Source organism: Nocardioides sp. P5_E3 (assembly GCF_054049275.1).
Genome location: NZ_JBFUMR010000005.1, coordinates 160,847 through 183,219, shown reverse-complemented (window position 1 = coordinate 183,219; position 22,373 = coordinate 160,847). Strand labels below are relative to the sequence as shown.

Here is a 22,373-nt window from a genome sequence, read left to right as displayed (position 1 = left end):
GGCCGGTGTCGCCGCGGTCGCCCTGGGCGCCGGCGTCACCCTTCGCGCCCTGGTCGCCCTTCGCGCCCGTGGCGCCGGCGGCACCGGCTGCGCCGGTCAGACCGGTGTCGCCGCGGTCGCCCTTGGCGCCGGCATCGCCCTTCTCGCCCTGCGCTCCGGTAGCACCGGTCTCGCCCTTGGCGCCGGTCGCACCGGCCGCGCCGGTGTCGCCCTTCGCACCGGTCGCACCGGTCGCGCCGGTGTCGCCCTTCGCGCCGGTTGCGCCTGACACGCCCTGCGGGCCGACGGCGCCGGGGGCACCGGTGGCGCCCATGATGTTGACGCGGAGCTCCCAGCCGCGCGGCGTGTTCTTGTACGCGTCGCCAGTGGCGGTGTCGAGGTACCAGCTGTTGGTGGAGCCGTCCTTGGCGGCCGGGGCACCCACGCCGGAGTTCCAGCTCGTGCGGAGGCTCTCGACCGCCGCGGTGCTCAGCTGTCGCTTGCCGAGCGAGCGGTCGGCGATGTCGGCACCGGTGATGGACTTGTCCTTGATGTCCTTGCCGGTGATCAGGGCGCCGGCCGTGGCGCCGCCGACGCCGGCCGACACCACCAGGGCACCGGCGACGAGGATGGCGGAGACGGTGCGGCCCTTCGGGCGCGAGGACGTGAGCGAACGCAAGATGGTGACCCCCAAGAGTCGAGTGGCACCCCCTCGATGGCGGCGCGGCTCCCGGAGCCTAGGTACCGCAGCCGCCCGCGTCCGGCGATCGGCACATTCACCCCTGCGGGTGTGACAGACGCCACAAGGCCCCCGCCGGAGGCGGGGGCCTTGTAGATGGTGCTGGTGGAGCGGGTGGTTCCGATCAGACGATCAGAAGTCCATGCCGCCCATGCCGCCCATGTCGCCGCCGGGCATGGCCGGCGCCTTCTCGGGCTTGTCGGCCACGACGGCCTCGGTGGTGAGGAACAGCGCGGCGATCGACGCGGCGTTCTGCAGCGCCGAGCGGGTGACCTTGGCCGGGTCGATGATGCCCTCGGCGATCATGTCGACGTAGTCACCGGTGGCGGCGTTGAGGCCGTGGCCCGCCTCCAGGTTGGCGACCTTCTCAGCCACGACGCCACCCTCGAGACCGGCGTTGATGGCGATCTGCTTGAGCGGGGCCGAGGTCGCGACGCGAACGATGTTGGCGCCGGTCGCCTCGTCACCCGACAGGTCGAGCTTGTCGAACGCGGTGGCAGCAGCCTGGACGAGCGCCACGCCGCCGCCGGCGACGATGCCCTCCTCGACCGCAGCCTTGGCGTTGCGGACGGCGTCCTCGATGCGGTGCTTGCGCTCCTTGAGCTCGACCTCGGTGGCCGCGCCGACCTTGATGACGGCCACGCCGCCGGCCAGCTTGGCGAGGCGCTCCTGGAGCTTCTCGCGGTCGTAGTCGGAGTCCGACTTCTCGATCTCGGCGCGGATCTGGTTGACCCGGCCCTCGATCTGGCCCTGGTCGCCGGCACCCTCGACGATGGTGGTCTCGTCCTTGGTGATGACGACCTTGCGGGCCTGGCCGAGCAGCTCGATGCCGGCCGACTCGAGCTTGAGGCCGACCTCCTCGGAGATGACCTGGCCGCCGGTGAGGATCGCGATGTCCTGCAGCATGGCCTTGCGGCGGTCACCGAAGCCCGGCGCCTTGACGGCGACGGAGCGGAAGGTGCCCTTGATCTTGTTGACGACCAGGGTCGACAGCGCCTCGCCGTCGACGTCCTCGGCGATGATCAGCAGCGGCTTGCCGGACTGCATGACCTTCTCCAGCAGCGGCAGCAGGTCCTTGACCGTCGACACCTTGGAGTTGGCGATGAGGACGTAGGGGTCCTCCAGCACGGCCTCCATGCGCTCGAGGTCGGTGGCGAAGTAGGCCGAGATGTAGCCCTTGTCGAACCGCATGCCCTCGGTCAGCTCGAGGTCCAGCCCGAAGGTGTTGGACTCCTCGACGGTGATGACGCCTTCCTTGCCGACCTTGTCCATCGCCTCGGCGATGATCTCGCCGACGGTGGTGTCAGCGGCGGAGATCGACGCGGTGGAGGCGATCTGCTCCTTGGTCTCGACGTCCTTGGCCATGGCGAGCAGCTGCTCGGACACGGCGGCGACGGCGGCCTCGATGCCGCGCTTGAGACCCATCGGGTTGGCGCCGGCCGCGACGTTGCGCAGGCCCTCGCGGACCATGGCCTGGGCCAGGACAGTGGCCGTCGTCGTGCCGTCACCGGCGACGTCGTCGGTCTTCTTGGCGACCTCCTTGACCAGCTCGGCGCCGATCTTCTCGTAGGGGTCCTCCAGCTCGATCTCCTTGGCGATCGAGACACCGTCGTTGGTGATCGTGGGGGCGCCCCACTTCTTCTCCAGGACGACGTTGCGGCCCTTGGGGCCGAGGGTGACCTTGACCGCGTCGGCGAGGGTGTTCATACCCCGCTCGAGGCCGCGGCGGGCCTCCTCGTTGAAAGCAATCAGCTTGGCCATATCGCGTGCGATTCCTATCGACGTGAGTCTGTGTGTCGACTCCAGGCGGGCTGCCCGCGACGGACGATCCCGCTCGGCCGGCGATCCATTCCCGCCGGCGTCGGAGACCTCAGCGTCACCTGGGTCGTTGTCACTCTCGTGTGGAGAGTGCCAGTCTCATGTTTAGCACTCGACCCCGGAGAGTGCAAACGGGTCCCGTCCTTGGCGGCACGGGACCCGTGCACCGCGGCGCTGTCGCTCAGTTGGGAAGCTTGACCAGCCGGACGCCCTTGCTGACCTGATTGAGTGCTGTGCGGAAAAGGTCCGCCAACTCAGACCCGCTGGCCGCACAGAAGAAGAAGTCACCGTCCGCATTTTCGGCAGTAACCGCGCTCGAACCGCTGCAGCTGTTCGCCGTGCTCGCCGCGCCGGTGCCCGGGTGGGGAGAGGCCGCCGCCGCGAGGACGTCACGCACGTTCTTCGAGGAGCCGGACGTCGACCCTGTCTTGCCACCGAAGTTGTTCCACCTGTTGCACTTCGCCGAGACCACTTCACCGAAGCCGATGGTGATTACCACGATCTTCTGCGCCTTGGCACTCGCGGCGACCTTGAGCAATTGTTCGCACGCGACATTCCCATCAGGGTGGCGCAGCTCCGCGCCGGCCGTCAGCACATTGGTCTGCGCATCGGTGCCCGACGCAACGAACTCGTTAGGCGCCCCGTCGGTCTCGAGGATCAGCACCTTCGTGACGTCGTCGTCCCCCGGACGCGGGTAGCTCGCGCTGAGGGTGCCCAAGTTGCTACCGCTCAGGTTGAGGAGCTTGCGCGCCCCCTCCTTGAGCGGGGCCGCCAGGTGCGTGCCGTACTCCGCGAGAGAAGAACTGGTGATGCAGTTGATGGTCTTGTAGACCGGATCGGTGCTCTTGCCGACTCGAGCCCCGGGAGCTCCGGTGACGTAGTCCCGACTGAAGTCGCTGGGTATCCACTTGTGGCTGGTGTTCTCCAGGTCGGCGGCCGTCCATGCCGGAGTGACCTTGTAGTTGGAGGACCCACTCGACGTCTTGCCCGGCGGCAGCGGCCGACGGTTGCTGGGGCAGGCTGACGTGGGGGCACTCTTGTCGATGGTCCCGATGGACAGGAAGTGCATCGTCGGATCCATGGTGAGCATCATGTTCTTGACGGCGCTGACCATGCTCCCGCGGTCGCTGTCCGAGAGGCTCGCGGTCCTGTCGGCCAGGACCACGACGTCCATCGGGTTTGGGGTTTCGGCCCCGCACGACCCCTTGCAGGCCGCAGACGCGACAGAACCGGTCGATCCCTTGGGTTCGCCGAACGCGATGTTGGCGAAACCGAACGGCACGTCCTTCTGAGCGACGACCTCCACCGTGTTGCAGTTGGTGGTGGAGCTCGGCGCGCAGGGGATCTTGCAGATGACTCCGTTGCAGCGCAGGTCCGGGTACTTCGACGTTGTGTACGGTCCCGTCCCCGGGTAGCAGGTGCTCGGGATCTGGCTAGTCTTGACAGCTGGAGGGGTGGTGCCGGTCGACGCCACGACGCACCAGAGCCGGATCTTCGGGTTCTGCTGGGTGAAGTCCCACTCCAGGTCCGGATCGTTGGCGAAGGCGATGCTGCGCGCGGCGGCGATGGCCGAGGCACCATCACCTGGCATGGCGTAGGCCCCGGCGTGCGCTGCCGCATCGACGGCGTCGTGCAGCTTCTGCCGCTGCATCGCCAACGTGGCGATGTCGATCGCGATGGCAGCGGCCCCGAAGATGACCAGCGACAGGAACACGGTCATGAGGGCGACGGCACCGTCCTCGCCGCGGCGCCGCGGCGACCGGCGCATCACTCGATCCTCATGTAGTTGGTCTTGACGAGGTGGAGGTTCTCTCCGCCGTCGACCATGTCTCCCACGGGCGTGATCCAGGTGTGGGTGAAGTCCACCTTCACCGCGGCGATCCCGCCGCTCTCCTGCCCGGCGTTCCAGCTCGTGCAGTTGGTCGTAGCGTCTTTCTTCTTGCAGCTGACGGTGATCGTGTAGCTGCCGCCGAGGTCGGACATCCCGTGCGTCACGGCCGCCCGGATCTCGGCCTCGCTGGCGCCGAGGCTCGCCTCACGCACGCCCTCGCGAGCCGCGTTGTTCACGATGGTGTAGCGGTTGATGGCGAACCCGAAGTCGATGATGCCGAAGAGGACGACGAGCAGGATCGGCACGATCAGTGCGAACTCCACCGCCGCCGCACCGCGATCCTCGCGTGGGCGTGAAAAGGGCATGACTATTTCCTCCCGCAGGTGCGACGCGCGAGAACGCTCCCGACGCCGCGAAGGTTGTGACGGTGATCCGGCACGGATGACGGATCACCGGCCCTGCCCGCACCCCCCAGCGCAGGCAAGACAAGGGCAACCTAACTTGAGGGGGGCATGTCCCACCCCCCGGACCGAGATTTGTTTGCCGACCTGTCTAGACAGGCGGGTCAGCCCCGGCGGGCGGCCCTCGCAGCGAGCAGGTCGGCGAACGGTTCCGCGTTGGCCGGCGACACGTCGAGGTAGAGGCCCGGCTCGATCAGCTCGAGCTCGCTCACCACCCACTGGCCGTCCCAGCGCAGCAGGTCGACGCGGAGGTAGTCCATCGGCCGGCCGAAGCGCTCGGCCATCGCGTCGTACGCGCTCATCACCAGGTCGCCGACGTCACCGGTCTCGACGGCGCGCACCCGGCCACCGAACTCCTCGTTGACGCGTACGTCGCCCTCGCCGGGCAGCTTGTCGAAGCGCTGGCCGAGCCGCCCGTCGAGGACGTAGACCGACGCCTCGCCGTGGGTGCGGATCGACTCCACGAGCGGCTGGACGACCCACGGCCCGTCGACCTCGGGGTAGTCGGCGTGACTGCGGACGGGCCGCCCCAGACGGGGGTCGTCGGGGTCGGTCACCACGAGGAGGCCCGCTCCCCCGGCGCCGACGCGGGGCTTGACGACCGCGGAGCCGAAGCGGCGCACCGCGTCGGCCAGGCCGGCCCGGTCGTCGGCGAGCAGCGTCGGCACCGCCGGCAGGTCGCCGAGCTCGGTGAGGTAGCGCTTGTCGTGGTTCCAGGCGAAGACGTCGGCGCCGTTGAGCAGGCGGGCCTGGTCGAGCGACGTCGCCCAGGCGAGGAACTCCCCGTGGCGGGTGACGTAGTCCCAGGTGGACCGCACCGCGACGAGGTCGGCGGCGGACCAGTCGACGGACGGGTCGTCCCAGCGGGCCCAGGCGAAGTCGGTGCCGCGGGCGTGGAGGACCGCGTCGAGGGCGCCCGCGCCGGGCTCCCCCTGCGGCAGGTCACCGCTGGTGGCGAGCAGGACGCTCATGCGTCGTCGGAGCCGTCGGAGCCGTCGGGCAGCTCGGAGGCGCCGTAGAGCTCGTGCGCGACGTTGTCGCGGTTGGTGCCCTCCCGGTTGTCGCCCTTCTCGATGATCACGAGGTTGTGGTAGCAGTGCACGGCCCGCACCCACTGGTCGGTGTAGGTCGGCTCGTAGCCCTCGAGGAGGAACTCCTCGTGGTTGAGGCCGTCGACGAGGTCCTTGACCAGGTCCATCGACGTGCCCGGAGCGCGGGGGTCGAGCTGCCCGCCCCACGCCGGCCAGTAGGACGTCTGGGTGTCCTCGATGCAGTAGATGCCACCGTCGGGCATCAGCGGGAACAGGATCCGGAACGACTCGCGCACGTGGGCCGGGATGTGGCTGCCGTCGTCGATGACCACCAACGGCGCGCCCTGCTCGTCGATGATGCGCTGGAGGATCTCGGGGTCGGTCTGGTCACCGAGGTAGGTGTGGATGTGCCCCCGCGTGAGCCACGACTTGTCCTCGATGTCGAGCCCGACGATGCGCGCCTTGGGGAAGAACCAGCGCCACATCTTCATCGAGGCACCGCTCTTGCGACGCTTCTTGTAGCCGCCGATCCCGAGCTCGAGCAGCGTGAAGGACTCGCCGCGCAGGTGCTGGAGGTGGCGCTCGTAGTGGGGGGTGTACTTGTGGACGCCCCACTTGTCGGTGCGGAACTCGATGGCCAGCTCGGTCAGGTTGCTGGCCAGCAACCGACGGCGGCGCTCGACCTTCGGGTCGAGCGGCTCGGGCTCGACCGGTGCGGGCGATGCCTGCATCCGGCCGGCCTTCTTGGCAGCCTTCTTGACGGCCTGGCCGGCTCGTCGAGCAGTGGTGCGCACCCGGGAACCCTAGCCTGACCCACCCACGTCGGGTGCGTGGTGCCCGAACGGCACGTCGGCCACGACGCCGAGGGCCGCGAGCACCGACGGGAGCATCGCCTTCGCCGTGCGCTTGTAGCCGTGCGCGCTCGGGTGGAAGCGGTCGAGGCTGAACATCTCCTCGGGGTTGGTGATGAAGAAAGGACCCACCACGTGCGCCAGCGAGACCACCCGCGCGCCGCGCGCCAGGGCCGCCTCCCGCTGGGCCTCCGCCAGCTGCCGCGAGGCACGTGAGCCGAGAGCGCGCAGGGGCTGCGGCACCGGGCGGAGCGCGCCGAGGTCCGGGCAGGTGCCGACGACGACCTCCGTCCCGCGGGCCCGCAGGTCCTCGACGGCCTCGACCAGGTGGCGTACGGACTCGGCGACCGGCACCCGGTGGGTGACGTCGTTGCCACCGACCACGATGACGGCCACGTCCGGGCGATATCCCCGGGGCAGGGACGCGAGCTGGGAGGCGAGCATGCTGCTCTCCGAGCCGACCACCGCCGCCGTCCTGAGCCGCACCGAGCGACCGGCACTCGCAGCGATGCCACGCGCCAGTCGGCTGCCGAGGGTGTCCTTGGCCCTGTCCGCGCCCAGGCCCGCGGCGATGGAGTCGCCGAGCACCAGCAGGTCCACCGGCTCGCCGTGCTTCTTCTTGTAGTGGCGGTCGGCGTCCGGCGCCCGCTCCCCCAACGGCTTGCCGATCGCGCGCCGGGCCTGCGCCGCCTGTCGGTGCAACAGCTCGCGCGCGCCGTACGCCGTCCCTCCCGCCACGCCGCCGAGGACGGCCAGCGCGACGCCGGCCCGGGCCAGGTGTCTGCTCCGCACGCCCCCTGTGAACCAGACCCACCTGAACGCCTGCGCAACCCTGGGCATCCCGCCACCCAACGGCACCCCACATATGGGTCGATGTACTCAGGACAACCCGGCCGCACCGGGCCACGGTGGGGGCATGACCGACACCTCGTCACCGGCACCCGCCCTCGCGACCCGATCGGTCGCGCCGCAGCAGCTCGCCTGGCTGCGCCACGAGCTCGACGACTGGACCTCGGAGGGCCTCATCGGCGAGGAGCAGGCCACGCGCATCGCGGCGCGCTACCGCTCCGAGCACGACGCCCGCGTCAGCGTGGGGCGGGTCCTGCTCTACCTCGGCGGCGGCTTCGTCGGCGTCGGGCTGATCTGGCTGGTCGCCGCCAACCTCGACGAGCTCTCGCCCCTGGCACGCTTCGCGGCTGTGGCGGCCCTGTGGCTGGCCTTCCTCGTCGGCGGTGAGACGCTCGCGGCGCGCCACGCCTCGCCGCCCCTGGTCGGCGCCGCACGACTCCTCGCCGCACTCGGTGCCGGCGCCGTCATCTTCCAGGCCGCCCAGTCGCTGCAGGTCCCGGCGTACGAGCCGCGACTCATCGGCCTCTGGGCCGTCGGCGCGTTCATCCACGCCTACCTGACGCGGGCCCACCTGCCCTTCCTCGTCGGTGTCGTCACCGGCGTCACATGGTGGTTCATGCAGCCCCTGTGGGACGCCCAGGACGGGACCACGGTCGTCGTGCTGCTCGGCGCCGGCGCCGTCCTCGCCGCTGCACTCGCGGTGCTGCACGACGGGTGGATCGATGGGTTCGCCTGGACCTGGCGCACCCTCGCGGGCGGCATGGCGCTCGCGGCGCTCTTCGTCGCCGCGATCCCCGACACGGGCAGCGACGGCCTGACGTGGTCGACCTGGCTCGTGGTCGCGGTCGCCGTCGCGGCAGCTGCGACGGTCCTCGCCGGCGTCGTCCGCCGCGGCGCAGGCATCCTCGAGCCGCTGGGCGCCATCGCCGTGCTGCTGACCGCCACGTCGCTGAGCCTGTGGGCCACTGGAACCGACACGACCGCTGTCGACGGGGCCGACTGGGCGCACGCGGCGATCTCCGTCGTCGCCTACGTGCTGCTGGCCGTCGCCCTCGTCGCGCTCGGCACCGTGCGCGACCACCAGGCCCTGACCTGGATGGCGATGGTCGGCCTGGTCGTCTTCACGACCTTCCAGAGCTTCGCCGTCTTCGCACCCATCGTCACCGGCGCCTGGCTGTTCGTCGTGCTCGGCACCGTCTTCCTCGGCACCGGTTTCCTGTTCGACCGGGCCCGCCGGGAGCTGGTGCAGGCCCTCGACCCCGCCGACACCGCCACCGACACCGCATCGAAGGGAACCGACCGATGAAGATCGTCCTGACCACCGCGGTCGTCGCCACCAGCCAGCTCGCGCTCGTCGGCCTGGCCGTCGCACCGCAGCTCTCCGCCAGGATCGCCGGCGACACCTACCTGGTGCGGGTGGCACCGGTCGACCCGATCGACCCGTTCCGCGGCGCGTACGTCGCCCTCGACTACCCCGACCTGCGCCACGACAGGTCCCAGTCGCTCGTCGAGCCCGGGCTCGGTTCGCTGGACGACGGGGAGTCCGGCGACGTCTACATCACGCTGGTCGAGACGGACGGCGTCTGGATCGGCGAAGCGTGGTCGCGCACGCGGCCCGACGACGGCCCCTACCTCGCCTGCGACGACCGGTCGTGGCAGGTCCGGTGCGGCATCGAGAGCTGGTTCCTCCCGCAGGACGACGCCCAGGAGGCCGAGCACCTGCTGCGCGACGGCGCGGTCGCCGAGCTGCGGGTCGACGACCACGGCAACGCCGCCGTGGTCGACGTACGCGCTCGATGACCGGCACGGTCGCCGGGGCTCAGCCCCCGGCGACCGCCGGGATCACCGAGATCTGCACGCCGTCGGGCGTGGCGGTCTCCAGCTCGTCGAGGAAACGCACGTCGTCGTTGCCGACGTAGACGTTGACGAAGCGGCGCAGCTTGCCCGCCTCGTCGAGGATGCGGCCCTTGATGCCGGAGTAGCGGGCGTCGAGGTCGTCGAGCACGGCCGCGAGCGTGTCGCCCTCGGCGCTGACCTCGGACTCACCACCGGTGTAGGTGCGCAGGATGGTCGGGATCCGGACGGAGACTGCCATGGCTCGTTCCTTCGTGCTCAGAGGATGTCCGCCGCCACGAAGGCGTCGTAGGACGGGGCGATGGTGGCGGCCGGACCGACGCGGTCGGACACCGCGTCCAGCGTCTTGAGGCCGTGGCCGGTGTTGATGACGACCGTCTCCAGGGAGGTGTCGAGCTGACCGGACTCGACGAGCTTCTTCAGCACGCCGACGGTGGTGCCGCCGGCGGTCTCGGTGAAGATCCCCTCGGTGCGAGCCAGGAGCACGATCGCCTCGCGCACCTCGTCGTCACTGATGTCCTCGACCGCGCCGCCGGAACGGCGACAGATGTCGAGGACGTAGATGCCGTCGGCGGGGTTGCCGATGGCCAGGCTCTTGGCGATGGTGTCGGGCTTGACCGGGCGGATCGCGTCGGTGCCGGCCTTGTAGGCGACCGAGACCGGCGAGCAGCCGGTGGCCTGGGCGCCGAAGACCTTGTAGGGCTTGTCCTCGACCAGGCCGAGGGCGATGAGCTCCTTGAAGGCCTTGTCGACCTTGGTCAGCTGCGAGCCGGACGCGACGGGGATGACGATCTGGTCGGGCAGCCGCCAGCCGAGCTGCTCGGCGATCTCGTAGCCCAGCGTCTTGGAGCCCTCGGCGTAGAAGGGGCGCACGTTGACGTTGACGAACGCCCAGCCCTCCTCCTCGCCGGCGATCTCCGAGGCGAGCTTGTTGACGTCGTCGTAGTTGCCGTCGACCGCCACGAGGCGGTCGGTGTAGACGGCCGAGTTGACCTGCTTGGGCTTCTCGAGGTTGCTCGGGATGAAGACGACCGTCTTGATCCCGGCCCGGGCGCCGGCCGCGGCGACGGCGTTGGCGAGGTTGCCCGTCGAGGGGCAGGCGAAGACCTTGGCGTCGAGCTCGCGGGCCGCGCTCAGGGCGCAGGCGACCACGCGGTCCTTGAAGGAGTTGGTCGGGTTGGTCGAGTCGTCCTTCACCCACAGCTTCTCGAGGCCGAGCTCCCGGGCGAGGTTCTTCGCCTCGAGCAGCCGGGTGAAGCCGGGCTCGGTGTTGGGGCTCTGCTCGATGTCGTCGGGCACCGGGAGGAGCGCCTTGTAGCGCCAGATGTTGCGGGGGCCGGCGGCGATCTCCTCGCGGGTCACCGTCGGGAAGTCGTAGGCCACCTCGAGCGGCCCGAAGCACTCCGGACACGCGTAGAAGGGGCCGAGAGCGACCTCGTGCCCGCACTCGCGGCAGGCCAGGGCGCGGGCGTTGCCGAAGGCACCCTCGCGCAGGCCCCTCGACGGGGTGCCAGTGGTGTTCTCGTCCAGCAGGGTGCTCATGAAGTCCTCCTTCTCATCTGTCCCCGCGACTCTCGCTGGGGTCGGATTTGGCACCTGCTCCCGCGACTGCCGGCCGTGAGGCGGACAGGAGGCTCGCGGGTGGTTGCCGGGACTTCGTCGGGCCGTTCCCTCAGTCCCTCGTGATGAGCACGCTCAGCCTAGGCAGGCTGTCTCACGATGTGCACATCGAGTCCACGATGTGGTCACGACGGCGTCCGCGGAGCGGTCAGCGGCGGGCGGAAAGAGCGGTCAGGAGCTCCACGACGCCCTGGGGTCCGTCGACGACCACGTCGGCGAGCCGCATCAGGTCGGGTCGCTCGGTCGAGGCCGAGCACACCACCAGGCCGGGCAGGCCGTCGGCGCGCAGCGAGCGGACCGCCTCGAACGCCTCGACGTCGCCGAGGTCGTCGCCGCCGAAGACCACCCCGGTGGCCTCCTGCTCGGCGACGAAGGCCCGCAGGGCGTGACCCTTGTGCATGTCACCCGAGCGCACCTCGATGACGTTGCGACCGGGCTCGATCGTGAGGTGGTGGCGCTCGGCGAGGGCGGAGATGGGCTTCACCAGCCGCTCGAAGGTGCCGGTCGGGTCGTCCATGCGGCGGGTGTGCACGGCGACCGCGAGGCCCTTCTCCTCCACGTACGCCCCGGCGGCGCCGGCGCTGCGCAGGACGGACGGCAGCTCGCGCTCGAAGCTCGCCAGTCCGGCCGGCGGCCGCGGCGACCGGATGCGCTGCTCGGTGGCCGACCAGCGCTCGTTGCCGTACTGGCCGAAGACGAACAGCTCGGCGCCGCGGTCGAGCATGGCGTTGCCGAGCGCGTCGAGGTCGCCCATGGCGATGGCCTGGCGCGCCGGCCGACCGGTGATCACCGCGACCGCGCGCACCGCCTCGGCGAGCTCGAGCAGCGCGCCCGGGGCCGCGGGGTGCAGGCGGGCCGCCTCGGGGTCGTCGACGACGGGTGACAGCGTGCCGTCGAAGTCGAGGCCGACGACGACGCCATCGAGGACGTCGCGTACGGCGTCGTAGTGGGCGCGCGCGTCGTCGGAGGTGAACTCCATGGGTCAACCCAACCACGTGCGGCGCACGTGCGCCGACCCTGCCCGCGGTTGCATCGGGGCGAGGGAGGGCCGAGGGTCAGCGCGGGGCGTCGGCGGTGAGGATGATGGTGAGCCGGTCGCGCTTCATCACGCCGACGGCCGGCGCCGTGCGCTTGATCCCCAGGTCGAGGGCGAGCTGCTTGCCGGCAGCCTTGAGCCGGGGCGGGAAGTAGACGGTGCTGGTGGGGATGAGGCCCTGCCAGTTGTCCTCGCCGACCACGGCCCAGCCGACACCGGTGGCCTTCGCGGCGGTCTCGGCGGCAAGCCCCCGGATGCCGGAGTTGTTGTAGACCTCGACGTAGACCTCGCCCCGCTTGACCTGCGGCTTGGGCTTGGGCTTGGGCTCGGGCGATGGGGTCTCGGCCACCGTCGGGGACGGCTCGGCGCTGGGCGACTGTTCGGCGCTGGCGATCGTGGCCGTGTCGACGCGGCGCTCGGTCGGCGCCTGGTCGCGGGTCGCGACGAAGGTGATCGAGGCCATCGCGACGGCGAGGACCGACAGCATCACGAGCGGGGACGGGAAGGCGACGCCGCACTCGTCACGACGACGGGACGCGGGTCGGCCGGGGCTGGGGAAGGAGGCCATGGGGAAGGTGACCAATCGTGAGAGGGCGGGCCGTTGGGTCAGAGGTGAGTCACAGGTGGTGTCAGATCTCGAACCCGAGGCGGCGCGCCGAGCGCTGCCGCTGACGGGAGGCCCGCAGCCGGCGGAGGCGGCGTACGAGCAGCGGGTCGGCCTCGAGCGCCTCGGGACGGTCGATCAGCGCGTTGAGGACCTGGTAGTAGCGGGTGGACGACATGTCGAACTTCTCGCGGACGGCCTGCTCCTTGGCACCGGCGTACTTCCACCAGTGCCGCTCGAACTCGAGGATCTCGCCGTCACGCTCGCTCAGCCCGGCAGCAGTCGCCTGCTGGGCTGTGATGTGCTCGGCTGCGTCCATCGGACATCTCCTCCTCGACCCCACACCACCCGTGACCGGGTGGACGAGGACGAGTCTAGGCGACGAACGACAACGATGTCATTCGCCTCCGGCGAGTCGTCTGGACAAAACCTGCGGGGGTCTCGTGGAGCGCACCCGCCAGATCGGGGAGACCGGGACACCGCGGGGTGGTCTGCGTCTCACCGGCCGTCGCTAGGGTTGCGGGCGTGAGTGGAGCGGCGCAGGCAGACCTCGTGATCGTGGCCAACCGGCTGCCCGTGGACCGGGTGAGCCAGCCGGACGGCTCGGTGTCGTGGCGGCCCTCCCCCGGCGGGCTCGTCACCGCCCTCGAACCGGTGCTGCGGGCCAACGACGGCGCGTGGATCGGCTGGCCGGGCTCGGCCGACGACGACGAGTTCGAGCCGTTCGAGGAGAACGGTCTCTCCCTGATCCCCGTCGCGTTGAGCGCCCGGGAGGTCGAGGAGTTCTACGAGGGGTTCTCCAACGGCACGCTATGGCCGCTCTACCACGACGTCATCGCCAAGCCGGAGTTCCACCGCGAGTGGTGGGACTCCTACGTCGCGGTCAACCAGCGCTTCGCCGACCGGGCCGCCGAGGTGGCGGCCGAGGGTGCCACCGTGTGGGTGCAGGACTACCAGCTCCAGCTGGTGCCGCAGATGCTGCGCGCCTCCCGGCCCGACCTGCGCATCGGGTTCTACCTCCACATCCCCTTCCCGCCGGCCGAGCTCTTCTCCCAGCTGCCGTGGCGCCGCCAGATCCTCGAGGGGCTGCTGGGCGCGGACCTGATCGGCTTCCAGCTGCCGGGTGCGGCCGCCAACTTCGTACGCCTCGTGCGCAGCCGGGTGGGCCACAAGACCCACCGCGACACCATCTACCTCCCGGACGGTCGGCCCGTGAAGGCGACCGCGTTCCCGATCTCGATCGACACGGCCGGGTTCGAGGAGCTGGCCCGCTCGGAGGCGGTGGAGAAGCGGGCCGCCGAGATCCGCGAGGCGCTGGGCAACCCGCGGCGGATCTTCCTGGGCGTCGACCGGCTCGACTACACCAAGGGCATCTACTCCCGGCTGCGGGCGTTCGGCGAGCTCGTGCGCGACGGGCACCTCGACGTCGAGGACGCCGTCTTCGTGCAGGTCGCGACGCCCTCTCGCGAGCGCGTGGAGCAGTACCGCATCCTGCGCGACGACATCGAGATGCTCGTCGGGCGGATCAACGGCGACCACGGCAAGATCGGCAACCCGGCCATCCACTACCTCCACAACTCCTACCCCCGCGAGGAGATGGCCGCGTTCTACCGGGCGGCCGACATCATGGTGGTGACGCCGTTCCGCGACGGGATGAACCTCGTCGCCAAGGAGTACGTCGCCTGCCGGTTCGAGGACGACGGCGCGCTGGTGCTCTCAGAGTTCGCCGGGGCGGCGCAGGAGCTGCGGCAGGCCTGGCTGGTCAACCCCTACGACATCGACGGGATGAAGTCCGCGCTGCTCGATGCCTTCGCCGCGGAGAAGAAGGAGACGTCCCGGCGGATGCGGGCGATGCGCAGGACCGTCGTCCAGCACGACGTCGCGAAGTGGGCCGCCGACTTCCTGCGCGAGCTCGAGGACCTGCCCGAGCACCACGACAAGACGGTGCGAGAGTCGCGCTCGCGCTGACCGCAGCCCTGCTCCCCGCTCGGCCCAGCCTCGGCGGACCGAGGTTCAGGCGGGGGTGCGTCGTGACGGTGCGGTCTCGTCCTGGGCGACCATGATCGCCTCGATCTCGCTCACCAGGTGCGCGCCGAGGCGCGGCCACGTCGGGTCGTAGCCGTAGACCTCGCCGAGGCCCACCGCGGACCGCGTCCCGTCGACGATGTCGATGTCGCGCGGCGAGATCAGCCCGGGGTGGACCACGCCGATCGCCTCGGAGACCTTGAGCAGGTCACGTCGCAGCGAGCGGACGTAGTTGGCCGCCCGCACGCTCTTGAGGCCGACGTCGAGGCCCCGCGTGTAGCGCGGGTTCTGCGTCGCGATGCCGACCGGGCAGTGGTCGGTGTGGCACTTCTGGGCCTGGATGCAACCGATCGACATCATCGCCTCGCGGCCGACGTTCACCATGTCGGCGCCGAGGGCGAAGGCGACGACGGCGTTCTCCGGGACGCCGAGCTTGCCCGCCCCGATGAACACGACGTCGTCGCTGAGGCCGGCGGTCGCGAACCGGCGCCACACCTCGCTGAAGCCGATGCGGAACGGGTAGGCGACGGAGTCCGCGAAGATCATCGGCGCCGCCCCCGTGCCGCCCTCGCCCCCGTCGATGTTGACGAAGTCGACGCCGCGCGTCCCGGAGCCCATCTCCTCGACGAGCTCGTCCCACATCGTCAGGTTGCCGACCGCCGACTTGATCCCGACCGGCAGGCCGGTCGCCTGGGCCACGGACTCGACGAAGTCGAGCATGGAGTCGATGTCGTGGAAGACGGTGTGGCGGCTCGGTGACACACAGTCCTTGCCCTCCTCGATGCCACGGATCTCGGCGATCTCCCGGCTCACCTTCTCGGCGGGGAGCATGCCACCGAGCCCGGGCTTGGCGCCCTGGCTGAGCTTGACCTCGATCGCGCGCACCGGTGCCGACTGCACCACGTCGACCAGCCGTGCCATGTCGAAGCGGCCGTGCTCGTCGCGGCAGCCGAAGTAGGAGGTGCCGATCTGGAAGACGATGTCGCCGCCGTTGCGGTGGTGGGGCGACAGGGCGCCCTCGCCGGTGTTCTGGAAGCAGCCGGCCATGGCCGCGCCCTTGTTGAGCGCCTCGATGGCCTTGCCCGACAGGGAGCCGAAGCTCATGCCGGAGATGTTGACGACGGAGGAGGGCCGGAAGGCGTGCGTACGACCGCGCGCGGCGCCCATCACCTTGGCGCAGGGCAGCACGATCTCCTCCTGCGCGTGCGGCATCGTGACCGCACCCGGCCCGGTGAAGGTGCGGTGCTTGATGATCGGGTAGCCCGCGAGCCCCTCGACGTCGTTGTCGGTGCCGAAGCCGAAGTAGTTGTTCTCCAGCTTGGAGCTGGCGTAGACCCAGCGCCGCTGGTCACGGCTGAACGGGCGCTCCTCGTCGTTGCTGGTGACGATGTACTGCCGCAGCTCGGGGCCGAACCTCTCCAGGAAGAAGCGTGCGTGCCCGATCACCGGGAAGTTGCGGACGATCGCGTGCTTCGTCTGGACCAGGTCGTGCACGGTCGTCACGGCCGCCGCCGCTGCCGTGCCGCCGAGGATGGCGTACCTCCACTTCATGACCCGTTCCTAGCCCTCCCGTCACGCGTTGTCGAGGACAGACCGTCCGGATGGAGGGGTCAGGCGAGCTCCCCGCGCGCGATGCTCACCCCTGAGTGGGTGGGGTCGCCGTCGTCGGGCTCGACGGAGATGTCGACGATGCGGTAGCCCTCGTCGATGAGGTCCATGGGGACGGCGAACTCCCCCTCGTCGCCCGAGGCGAGCAGGCCGATGGAGATCATCCGCTCGCCGTCGACGTTGATCAGCCACACCTCGTGCACGCCGGGCTCGTCGCCGAGCTCGCTCGCGCTGACCCGGATGGTGAAGGTGTCGTCGGTCTTCACGGCGCTCGCCTCGCCGCGCTCGGCGTCGCTGTCGAGGGCGGTGAGAGGGGTCGCGGCCACGACGGTCCCGGTCTCCGCCGGGGGGCTGACCGCCTCAGGAGTCTCGTCCGTCCCGGTGCCGAGGCGCCCGAGGCCGACGCCGGCGAGGAGGGCGAGCGCGGCGGCGACGCCGGCCAGCCACAGCGGCACGCCGCGTCGGGGCACCGGCTCGGTGCGGGCGGGCAGCGGCACCGGCGGGGCGTCGCCCGACCGGACCTCCGCCATCACCTTCGCGCGCAGCTCAGCGGGGGGCGGGACCAGGGCGTCGGCGCCGGCGCGGCGGCGTACGCCGGTGAACGCGGCGACCAGCCCTGCGCACTCGGGGCAGGTCTCGACGTGCTCCCGCACGTCGACGGGGCCGTCGGTGGGGTCGAGGGCGAGCCCGGCGAGCTGCTCGGGATCAACGTGACTCATGGCGCACCCCCTCGAGCTGCTGGTGGAGCTTCATCAGGCCACGGCGGACGTGGCTCTTCACGGTGCCGAGCGGCAGGCCGACCTTCTCGGCGATCTCGGCGTGGCTGTGTCCCTCCCAGAAGGCGAGGAACATGATGGTGCGGCGGGGATCCGGCAGGTCCTCGACGGCCTGCCGGACCACCAGTCGTTCGGCGACGTCCTCGTCTGCGGATTGGTGGGCGCCGGGGAGTGACACCACGGCCGCGATCCTGTCGGCGTCGCGGGCCCGGGCCGCTCGTACGTCGGCCACCTTGTGGCGCGCGATCCCCACCAGCCAGGCGGGGAGGGCGGAGGGGCTCGGGGTCAGCGTGCGCCGGCTGCGCCACGCAGCGACGAACACCTGCTGGGTGACCTCTTCCGCATCGTGTGCGTCACGCAGGGCACGGAGCGCGTAGGTGTGCACGAGGGCCGACCACCGGTCGTAGACCTCCTCGAGGGCGGTCTCCTCGCCCGCGACGAGTCGAGCGGCGAGCGCCTGGACGCCGGCGTCCTGCTCGCCCTCGAACGCCATCGCCTCGGTGACCACCGGGCCACCGTACCGGCGTGCCGCGCGGGCGGAGAACGGGATGATGGTCATCGCGCTCTCCGCCCGTCAGGCCTCCGTGCTGCCGTGCCTCAGAGGTCGATCGGGCGGAGCACCCGGTCGATGCCGTGGGCGACCTGCTTGTTGCCCTTGTTGAGGTCGAGGGCCTTGAGGATGGCCTTCGGGTCCTGGGCGTTCTTGTCTCGGTCCTTGAGCGTGACGCTCACGCTCGGCTTGGTCTTGACCTTGACGGTGATCTTCCCGCCCTGGGCGGTGGTCAGCTTGGCGCCGTTGGCCTTGAGCACCTTGTTGCTGGTGAGCGTCTTGCCCGGGACGACGTGGTAGAGCAGGACGGTCTCGATCGTGTCGACACCGGCGAGCTCGACGAGCGCGTCGAAGATCTTCTTCTCGCTCTTGATCGTCTTGCCGGTCAGGTCCTTGGCCAGCAGGCGGAACGCCTCGTCGGTGGGCGCGAAGACCGTGAGGCGCTGGCTGCCGTCGGCGAGCAGCGCGACCGGGGAGTCGGGCTTGGCGGCGACGATGGCCAGGGCGGCCTCGGTGACGATGTCGAAGTCGTTCTTGTTCTTGTCGAACGTGTTGCCGTCCGAGGTGAGGAGAGCGGCGAGGCTGTCCTCACCGGCGGCCTTGGCGCTCGCGGCGGGGGCCGTGGCCTGCACCGCGCCCAGGGCGAGGGCCGAGGCCGCGAGGATGGCGGGAACGCGTCGCTTCATGAGGAAGGTCCTTCCGTCAGGGGCGCCCGTTGGCGCCCGTCCCCCTGTTCTCGGGAGCAACCCCGCCACTGGATGCACCGACCCCGAAGTTTTCTCCACGTAGATTTCCCCCATGGACCTCATCCCCAAGCCCGACCAGGTGGTCGCCGCGGCCGGCAACGTCGCGCACACGCTGCTCTACGGCGGGCTGGCCGACCTGCGGCCGATGCCCCGGACGCTGATCGACGACGGCGAGCTGCGCGAGGTCTACCACTACCGACCGGCCGCGGGCGTCCCCCAGACCGGCGACCCGGTCCTGCTGGTGACGCCGCTGGCGGCGCCCTCGCTGTGCTTCGACCTGCGCCGCGACTGCTCCCTGGTCGAGCACCTCGTCACGCAGGGGCGTCCGACGTACCTGCTGGAGTACGGGCAGGTCTCGTTCAAGAACAGGTCGCTGGGCATGGAGCACTGGGTCGACGAGGTGCTGCCCGAGGCGATCCGCGTCGTCAGCGAGCACGCGGGCGGCCGCGGGGTGCACCTCGTCGGCTGGAGCCTCGGCGGGATCTTCACCCTCCTCGTCGCCGCGGATCGCCAGGACCTGCCGATCGCCTCGATCACCGTCGTGGGGTCCCCGGTCGACGTGACCAAGGTGCCGCTCGTCGCGCCGGTGCGGCCGCTGCTCAACCTGACGCAGGGCCGGGGCGTCATCACCCGCGCCTACCGGGTCCTCGGCGGCGTGCCTACCCCCTTCGTCAGCTGGGCCTTCACCGCCGCCTCCGCGCAGAAGATGCTCACCAAGCCGCTCGCGGTGCTGACCCACCTCGACGACACCGACTACCTCGCCCAGATGGAGGCGGTCACCCGGTTCATGTCCAACATGACGGCCTACCCGGGCCGCACGTTCGGGCAGCTCTACCACCGCTTCGTCAAGGGCAACGCCCTCGCGACCGGCAGCATGGAGATCGGCGACCGGACCATCGACCTCGCATCGATCTCGGTCCCGACGTTGGTGTTCGCAGGCAACACCGACGGCATCGCCCCGCTGCCTGCCGTACGCGCCGTGGTGCCGTTGCTGACCGGGTCGCCGCAGGTGCGTTTCGAGGTCGTGCCCGGCGGCCACCTCGGCATGCTCACCGGCCGGGCCGCCCGATCGACGACCTGGACCGCCATCGACGAGTGGGTGGACGAGTGGTCGCGCGGCCCGCTGCCGAAGGCCAAGGCGTCCCGCGGCACGATCGGCTCGAACCCCTCGCGCCGCTATGGGTCGGCCGGATCCCGCGCGCTGGGTGGACGATGAGCACGTCGGTCGACGCAGGGCGGCTGCCGCTCGGCGTACGCATCGGCTACGGCAGCGGCTCGGTCGCGACCGGGGCGTTCGGCACGGTGCCGGGCCTGATGCTCCTGCCGTACCTCACCGACGAGCTCGGCATCGCGGCGCTCTGGGCCGGCGTGATCGTCTTCCTGCCGAAGGCGTGGGACGTCGTCCTCAACCCGATCGCCGGGCGGGTCAGCGACCGCACGATCGACCCGGCCGGTCCGCGACGCCCGTGGCTGGTCCGTGCCGGGCTGATGCTGGCGGGGGCGTTCGCGCTGATCTTCGCCGCGCCCGACCTCGACAGCCGGTGGCTCGAGGCCGGGTGGGTGCTCGTCTTCTTCGTGCTCGCCGCGTCGGCGTACGCCTTCTTCCAGGTGCCCTACGTCGCCATGCCGGCCGAGATCACCACGTCCTACGACGAACGCACCCGGCTGATGACGTGGCGGGTCGCGATCCTCGCCTTCACGATCATGCTGGCCGGTGCGACGGCGCCGGTGATCCGGGACGCGGTCGGCGGGCGCGACGGATACCGCGTGATGGGCGTCGTGATGGCCACGGTCATCCTCGTCGGTGTCCTCGCCGCCTGGTGGGGCACCCGCCACGCGCCGATCGGGGCGGTGGGCGCCGGCGCCGGCACGCTGCGCCAGCAGCTGCAGGTGGTCTCCCGGGCCCGCGACTTCCGGGTGCTGCTCACCACCTTCGTCCTGCAGGCACTCGCCACCGGGTGCATGCTCGCCGGCGTCGCCTACGTCGCCGAGGACCTGCTGGGTCGCACCTCGGCGGCGACCATCCTGTTCGTCTGCTTCGTCGGGCCGGCGCTGCTGCTGACGCCCCTGTGGGCCCGCTGGGGTGAGCGCGTGGGCAAGAAGCAGGGCTACGTCGCCTCGTCGCTGCTCCTCGCCGCGGGCGCCGCCCTCGCCGTGCTGGCGCGGGGCGGCAACGACGTCTGGACGTTCGTGGCGACAGGCCTCGTCGGCGTCGGCTACGCCGGATGCCAGGTGTTCCCGATGGCGATGCTGCCAGACGTCGCCGCCGTGGACGCCGCCCGGACCGGGGAGAACCGGGCCGGGGTCTACACCGGCGTCTGGACGGCCGGCGAGACGCTCGGCCTCGCCCTGGGCCCGGCGCTCTTCGCCCTGATGCTCGCGCTCGGCGGCTACCTGTCGAGCGAGGGCCGCGACATCAGCCAGCCCGACTCCGCACTCACGACGATCGCGCTGGGCTTCTCGATCGTGCCGGCGATCCTGACGCTGGTCAGCCTCTGGTGGCTGCGCCAGTACACCCTCGACCCCGCCGAGGTGGCGGCGGCGGAAGGAGCAGTCCAGTGACCGACGCGATCCAGAGGCTCAATGCCCTCCAGAGCCGGGACCTGCCCGTGCACGGAGGCCGCACGCTGGCCTACGTCTACGACTCCGGCGACCCCGAGGTCGACCGTGTCGCCCGGGAGGCGGTCGCGGCCTACGCCGCCTCCAACGCGCTCGACCCGACGGCGTTCCCGTCGCTGCTGCAGATGGAGAACGAGCTCGTCGGCTTCGCCTGCGGACTGCTCGACGCCCCCGCCTCCGCGGTCGGGACGGTCACGTCGGGCGGCACGGAGTCGATCCTGCTGGCGGTCCAGGGCGCGCGCGACAGCCGCCCGGACGTCGTACGCCCGCGGATGGTGCTGCCCGCCACCGCGCACGCCGCCTTTCACAAGGCCGCGCACTACTTCGGCGTCGAGGCCGTCCTCGTGCCTGTCGGGCCGGACTTCCGGGCCGACGCCGCGGCGATGGCCGACGCCATCGACGACGACACGGTGCTGGTCGTGGCGAGCGCTCCGTCGTACGCCCACGGGGTCGTCGACCCGGTGACCGAGATCGCGGCGGCCGCGGCTGCCCGCGGGGTCCGCTGCCACGTGGACGCCTGCATCGGCGGGTGGGTGCTGCCGTACGCCGCCCGGCTGGGGCGTCCGGTGCCGCCGTGGACCTTCGCCGTCGAGGGCGTCACGTCGATCTCCGTCGACACCCACAAGTACGCCTACGCCCCGAAGGGCACCTCGCTCCTGCTGCACCGCGACGCAGCGCTGCGCAAGCCGCAGTTCTTCGCCTCCGCGGCGTGGCCGGGCTACACGATGCTCAACGCCACGACGCAGTCGACCCGCTCGGGCGGCCCCGTCGCCGGCACGTGGGCGGTCGTCGAGCACATCGGCGACGACGGCTACCTCGCGCTCGCGGAGCGCGCCCTCGCCGCGGTCGACGCCATCGTGGCGTGCATCGAGAGAGAGCCGGCGCTCCGGCTGGTGGTGGCGCCCGACTCCACCCTCGTGACCCTGGCGACCGACGCGTCCTGCGACCCGTTCACCCTCACCGACGAGCTGGTCGCCCGCGGGTGGTACGTCCAGCCACAGCTGTCCTTCGGGGATCACGGGCCGAGCATCCACCTGTCGGTGAGCGCCGGCACGCACCCGCACGTCGAGGAGTTCGCCTCGGCGCTCTCCGCCTCCGTGGCTGCGGCGCAGGCGGCCGGCCCGGTGGCCGTCGACCCCGGCGTGGTCGGGTTCATCGAGGCGCTCGACCCGACCGCGCTCGGCGACGACGACTTCGACGGCCTGCTCGCCGCATCGGGGCTCGTGAGCGAGTCGGCCGACGGCGAGCTCGAGCTGCCGAGCCGGATGGCGGAGGTCAACGCGATGCTCGACGTCGCGTCGCCGGCGATGCGGGAGGCGCTGCTGGTGGCGTTCCTCGACCGGCTCCAGCGACCCGTCCGCGGGGACGTGGGATGA

Annotated in this window: 22 protein-coding genes and 1 riboswitch; of the genes, 6 read left to right on the top strand and 16 right to left on the bottom strand. The window is 71.0% G+C overall.

The window, feature by feature from the left end:
- The 7 genes from ACXJKB_RS04820 to ACXJKB_RS04790 all read right to left on the bottom strand — a co-directional run.
- Positions 1-658: collagen-like triple helix repeat-containing protein (locus ACXJKB_RS04820; protein WP_457185930.1), on the bottom strand; the 658-nt coding region annotated here is incomplete at its 3' end.
- A gap of 192 nt (positions 659-850) precedes the next feature.
- A complete protein-coding gene (gene groL / locus ACXJKB_RS04815) occupies positions 851-2,479 on the bottom strand; it encodes a chaperonin GroEL (protein WP_457185928.1) in 1,629 nt (542 codons plus the stop codon).
- A gap of 238 nt (positions 2,480-2,717) precedes the next feature.
- Positions 2,718-4,304 (bottom strand): pilus assembly protein TadG-related protein, encoded by a 1,587-nt coding sequence (locus ACXJKB_RS04810; protein WP_457185926.1) that lies wholly within the window; start codon positions 4,302-4,304, stop codon positions 2,718-2,720.
- Positions 4,304-4,732, bottom strand: a complete 429-nt coding sequence (locus tag ACXJKB_RS04805) for a TadE family protein (protein ID WP_457185924.1) — start codon at positions 4,730-4,732, stop codon at positions 4,304-4,306. Before ACXJKB_RS04805 ends, ACXJKB_RS04810 begins: the two co-directional genes overlap by 1 nt.
- A gap of 200 nt (positions 4,733-4,932) precedes the next feature.
- Positions 4,933-5,799 (bottom strand): ATP-grasp domain-containing protein, encoded by an 867-nt coding sequence (locus ACXJKB_RS04800; RefSeq protein WP_457185922.1) that lies wholly within the window; start codon positions 5,797-5,799, stop codon positions 4,933-4,935.
- Entirely contained in the window at positions 5,796-6,653 is an 858-nt protein-coding gene (locus ACXJKB_RS04795; RefSeq protein ID WP_457185920.1) for a hypothetical protein, read from the bottom strand. Before ACXJKB_RS04795 ends, ACXJKB_RS04800 begins: the two co-directional genes overlap by 4 nt.
- Before the next feature lie 9 nt (positions 6,654-6,662).
- Positions 6,663-7,502 (bottom strand): SGNH/GDSL hydrolase family protein, encoded by an 840-nt coding sequence (locus ACXJKB_RS04790; protein WP_457185918.1) that lies wholly within the window; start codon positions 7,500-7,502, stop codon positions 6,663-6,665.
- Between the two features lie 124 nt (positions 7,503-7,626).
- On the opposite strand from ACXJKB_RS04790, the gene ACXJKB_RS04785 reads away from it, so the two are divergent.
- Positions 7,627-8,865, top strand: a complete 1,239-nt coding sequence (locus ACXJKB_RS04785; protein WP_457185916.1) for a DUF2157 domain-containing protein — start codon at positions 7,627-7,629, stop codon at positions 8,863-8,865.
- Positions 8,862-9,359, top strand: coding sequence for a GDYXXLXY domain-containing protein (locus tag ACXJKB_RS04780; RefSeq protein WP_457185914.1), 498 nt, complete (start codon positions 8,862-8,864; stop codon positions 9,357-9,359). Before ACXJKB_RS04785 ends, ACXJKB_RS04780 begins: the two co-directional genes overlap by 4 nt.
- Before the next feature lie 19 nt (positions 9,360-9,378).
- Here the strand turns inward: ACXJKB_RS04780 and ACXJKB_RS04775 are convergent, their stop codons facing one another.
- The 5 genes from ACXJKB_RS04775 to ACXJKB_RS04755 all read right to left on the bottom strand — a co-directional run bounded on the left by ACXJKB_RS04775 (position 9,379) and on the right by ACXJKB_RS04755 (position 12,992).
- Positions 9,379-9,654 carry a MoaD/ThiS family protein gene (locus ACXJKB_RS04775; RefSeq protein ID WP_457185912.1) on the bottom strand — a complete coding sequence of 92 codons (276 nt, stop codon included), beginning with the start codon at positions 9,652-9,654 and terminating at the stop codon, positions 9,379-9,381.
- 17 nt (positions 9,655-9,671) lie between these two features.
- Positions 9,672-10,955 (bottom strand): threonine synthase, encoded by a 1,284-nt coding sequence (thrC, locus tag ACXJKB_RS04770; RefSeq protein WP_457185910.1) that lies wholly within the window; start codon positions 10,953-10,955, stop codon positions 9,672-9,674.
- A 10-nt stretch (positions 10,956-10,965) separates the two neighbouring features.
- Positions 10,966-11,105, bottom strand: a riboswitch (SAM riboswitch).
- A gap of 76 nt (positions 11,106-11,181) precedes the next feature.
- Positions 11,182-12,012 carry a trehalose-phosphatase gene (otsB, locus tag ACXJKB_RS04765; protein WP_457185908.1) on the bottom strand — a complete coding sequence of 277 codons (831 nt, stop codon included), beginning with the start codon at positions 12,010-12,012 and terminating at the stop codon, positions 11,182-11,184.
- Between the two features lie 76 nt (positions 12,013-12,088).
- Positions 12,089-12,637 carry a LytR C-terminal domain-containing protein gene (locus ACXJKB_RS04760; protein WP_457185906.1) on the bottom strand — a complete coding sequence of 183 codons (549 nt, stop codon included), beginning with the start codon at positions 12,635-12,637 and terminating at the stop codon, positions 12,089-12,091.
- A gap of 61 nt (positions 12,638-12,698) precedes the next feature.
- Positions 12,699-12,992, bottom strand: coding sequence for a DUF3263 domain-containing protein (locus ACXJKB_RS04755; protein ID WP_300049655.1), 294 nt, complete (start codon positions 12,990-12,992; stop codon positions 12,699-12,701).
- Between the two features lie 206 nt (positions 12,993-13,198).
- Here ACXJKB_RS04755 and ACXJKB_RS04750 point away from each other — a divergent pair, with 206 nt between their 5' ends.
- Positions 13,199-14,641 (top strand): alpha,alpha-trehalose-phosphate synthase (UDP-forming), encoded by a 1,443-nt coding sequence (locus ACXJKB_RS04750; protein ID WP_457185904.1) that lies wholly within the window; start codon positions 13,199-13,201, stop codon positions 14,639-14,641.
- A gap of 45 nt (positions 14,642-14,686) precedes the next feature.
- Here the strand turns inward: ACXJKB_RS04750 and ACXJKB_RS04745 are convergent, their stop codons facing one another.
- Genes ACXJKB_RS04745 through ACXJKB_RS04730 form a run of 4 tightly spaced genes read right to left on the bottom strand, consistent with a single transcriptional unit; the run spans position 14,687 to position 18,318 of the window.
- Positions 14,687-16,249, bottom strand: coding sequence for a glutamate synthase-related protein (locus ACXJKB_RS04745; protein WP_457185902.1), 1,563 nt, complete (start codon positions 16,247-16,249; stop codon positions 14,687-14,689).
- Between the two features lie 59 nt (positions 16,250-16,308).
- Complete coding sequence (locus ACXJKB_RS04740; protein WP_457185901.1) at positions 16,309-17,025, bottom strand: anti-sigma factor; 717 nt, start codon at positions 17,023-17,025, stop codon at positions 16,309-16,311.
- A complete protein-coding gene (locus tag ACXJKB_RS04735; RefSeq protein ID WP_457185899.1) occupies positions 17,012-17,641 on the bottom strand; it encodes an RNA polymerase sigma factor in 630 nt (209 codons plus the stop codon). Before ACXJKB_RS04735 ends, ACXJKB_RS04740 begins: the two co-directional genes overlap by 14 nt.
- Before the next feature lie 38 nt (positions 17,642-17,679).
- Positions 17,680-18,318, bottom strand: coding sequence for a fasciclin domain-containing protein (locus tag ACXJKB_RS04730; RefSeq protein ID WP_457185897.1), 639 nt, complete (start codon positions 18,316-18,318; stop codon positions 17,680-17,682).
- Positions 18,319-18,430: 112 nt separating this feature from the next.
- Here ACXJKB_RS04730 and ACXJKB_RS04725 point away from each other — a divergent pair, with 112 nt between their 5' ends.
- From ACXJKB_RS04725 to ACXJKB_RS04715, 3 genes are read left to right on the top strand one after another with little or no spacing between them, the layout of a single operon-like run.
- Positions 18,431-19,594: an alpha/beta fold hydrolase gene (locus ACXJKB_RS04725; protein WP_457185895.1), complete on the top strand. Its 1,164-nt coding sequence runs from the start codon at positions 18,431-18,433 to the stop codon at positions 19,592-19,594.
- Complete coding sequence (locus ACXJKB_RS04720; protein ID WP_457185893.1) at positions 19,591-20,940, top strand: MFS transporter; 1,350 nt, start codon at positions 19,591-19,593, stop codon at positions 20,938-20,940. The genes ACXJKB_RS04725 and ACXJKB_RS04720 overlap by 4 nt, the downstream gene beginning before the upstream one ends.
- Positions 20,937-22,373 (top strand): pyridoxal phosphate-dependent decarboxylase family protein, encoded by a 1,437-nt coding sequence (locus ACXJKB_RS04715; RefSeq protein WP_457185891.1) that lies wholly within the window; start codon positions 20,937-20,939, stop codon positions 22,371-22,373. The genes ACXJKB_RS04720 and ACXJKB_RS04715 overlap by 4 nt, the downstream gene beginning before the upstream one ends.

Bases quoted from the DNA above. Each gene is read 5' to 3' on its own strand.
- groL (WP_457185928.1), bottom strand. From the start codon at position 2,479: ATGGCCAAGCTGATTGCTTTCAACGAGGAGGCCCGCCGCGGCCTCGAG.
- ACXJKB_RS04810 (WP_457185926.1), bottom strand. From the start codon at position 4,304: ATGCGCCGGTCGCCGCGGCGCCGCGGCGAGGACGGTGCCGTCGCCCTC.
- ACXJKB_RS04805 (WP_457185924.1), bottom strand. From the start codon at position 4,732: ATGCCCTTTTCACGCCCACGCGAGGATCGCGGTGCGGCGGCGGTGGAG.
- ACXJKB_RS04800 (WP_457185922.1), bottom strand. From the start codon at position 5,799: ATGAGCGTCCTGCTCGCCACCAGCGGTGACCTGCCGCAGGGGGAGCCC.
- ACXJKB_RS04785 (WP_457185916.1), top strand. From the start codon at position 7,627: ATGACCGACACCTCGTCACCGGCACCCGCCCTCGCGACCCGATCGGTC.
- ACXJKB_RS04780 (WP_457185914.1), top strand. From the start codon at position 8,862: ATGAAGATCGTCCTGACCACCGCGGTCGTCGCCACCAGCCAGCTCGCG.
- ACXJKB_RS04775 (WP_457185912.1), bottom strand. From the start codon at position 9,654: ATGGCAGTCTCCGTCCGGATCCCGACCATCCTGCGCACCTACACCGGT.
- thrC (WP_457185910.1), bottom strand. From the start codon at position 10,955: ATGAGCACCCTGCTGGACGAGAACACCACTGGCACCCCGTCGAGGGGC.
- otsB (WP_457185908.1), bottom strand. From the start codon at position 12,012: ATGGAGTTCACCTCCGACGACGCGCGCGCCCACTACGACGCCGTACGC.
- ACXJKB_RS04760 (WP_457185906.1), bottom strand. From the start codon at position 12,637: ATGGCCTCCTTCCCCAGCCCCGGCCGACCCGCGTCCCGTCGTCGTGAC.
- ACXJKB_RS04755 (WP_300049655.1), bottom strand. From the start codon at position 12,992: ATGGACGCAGCCGAGCACATCACAGCCCAGCAGGCGACTGCTGCCGGG.
- ACXJKB_RS04745 (WP_457185902.1), bottom strand. From the start codon at position 16,249: ATGAAGTGGAGGTACGCCATCCTCGGCGGCACGGCAGCGGCGGCGGCC.
- ACXJKB_RS04740 (WP_457185901.1), bottom strand. From the start codon at position 17,025: ATGAGTCACGTTGATCCCGAGCAGCTCGCCGGGCTCGCCCTCGACCCC.
- ACXJKB_RS04735 (WP_457185899.1), bottom strand. From the start codon at position 17,641: ATGACCATCATCCCGTTCTCCGCCCGCGCGGCACGCCGGTACGGTGGC.
- ACXJKB_RS04730 (WP_457185897.1), bottom strand. From the start codon at position 18,318: ATGAAGCGACGCGTTCCCGCCATCCTCGCGGCCTCGGCCCTCGCCCTG.
- ACXJKB_RS04725 (WP_457185895.1), top strand. From the start codon at position 18,431: ATGGACCTCATCCCCAAGCCCGACCAGGTGGTCGCCGCGGCCGGCAAC.
- ACXJKB_RS04720 (WP_457185893.1), top strand. From the start codon at position 19,591: ATGAGCACGTCGGTCGACGCAGGGCGGCTGCCGCTCGGCGTACGCATC.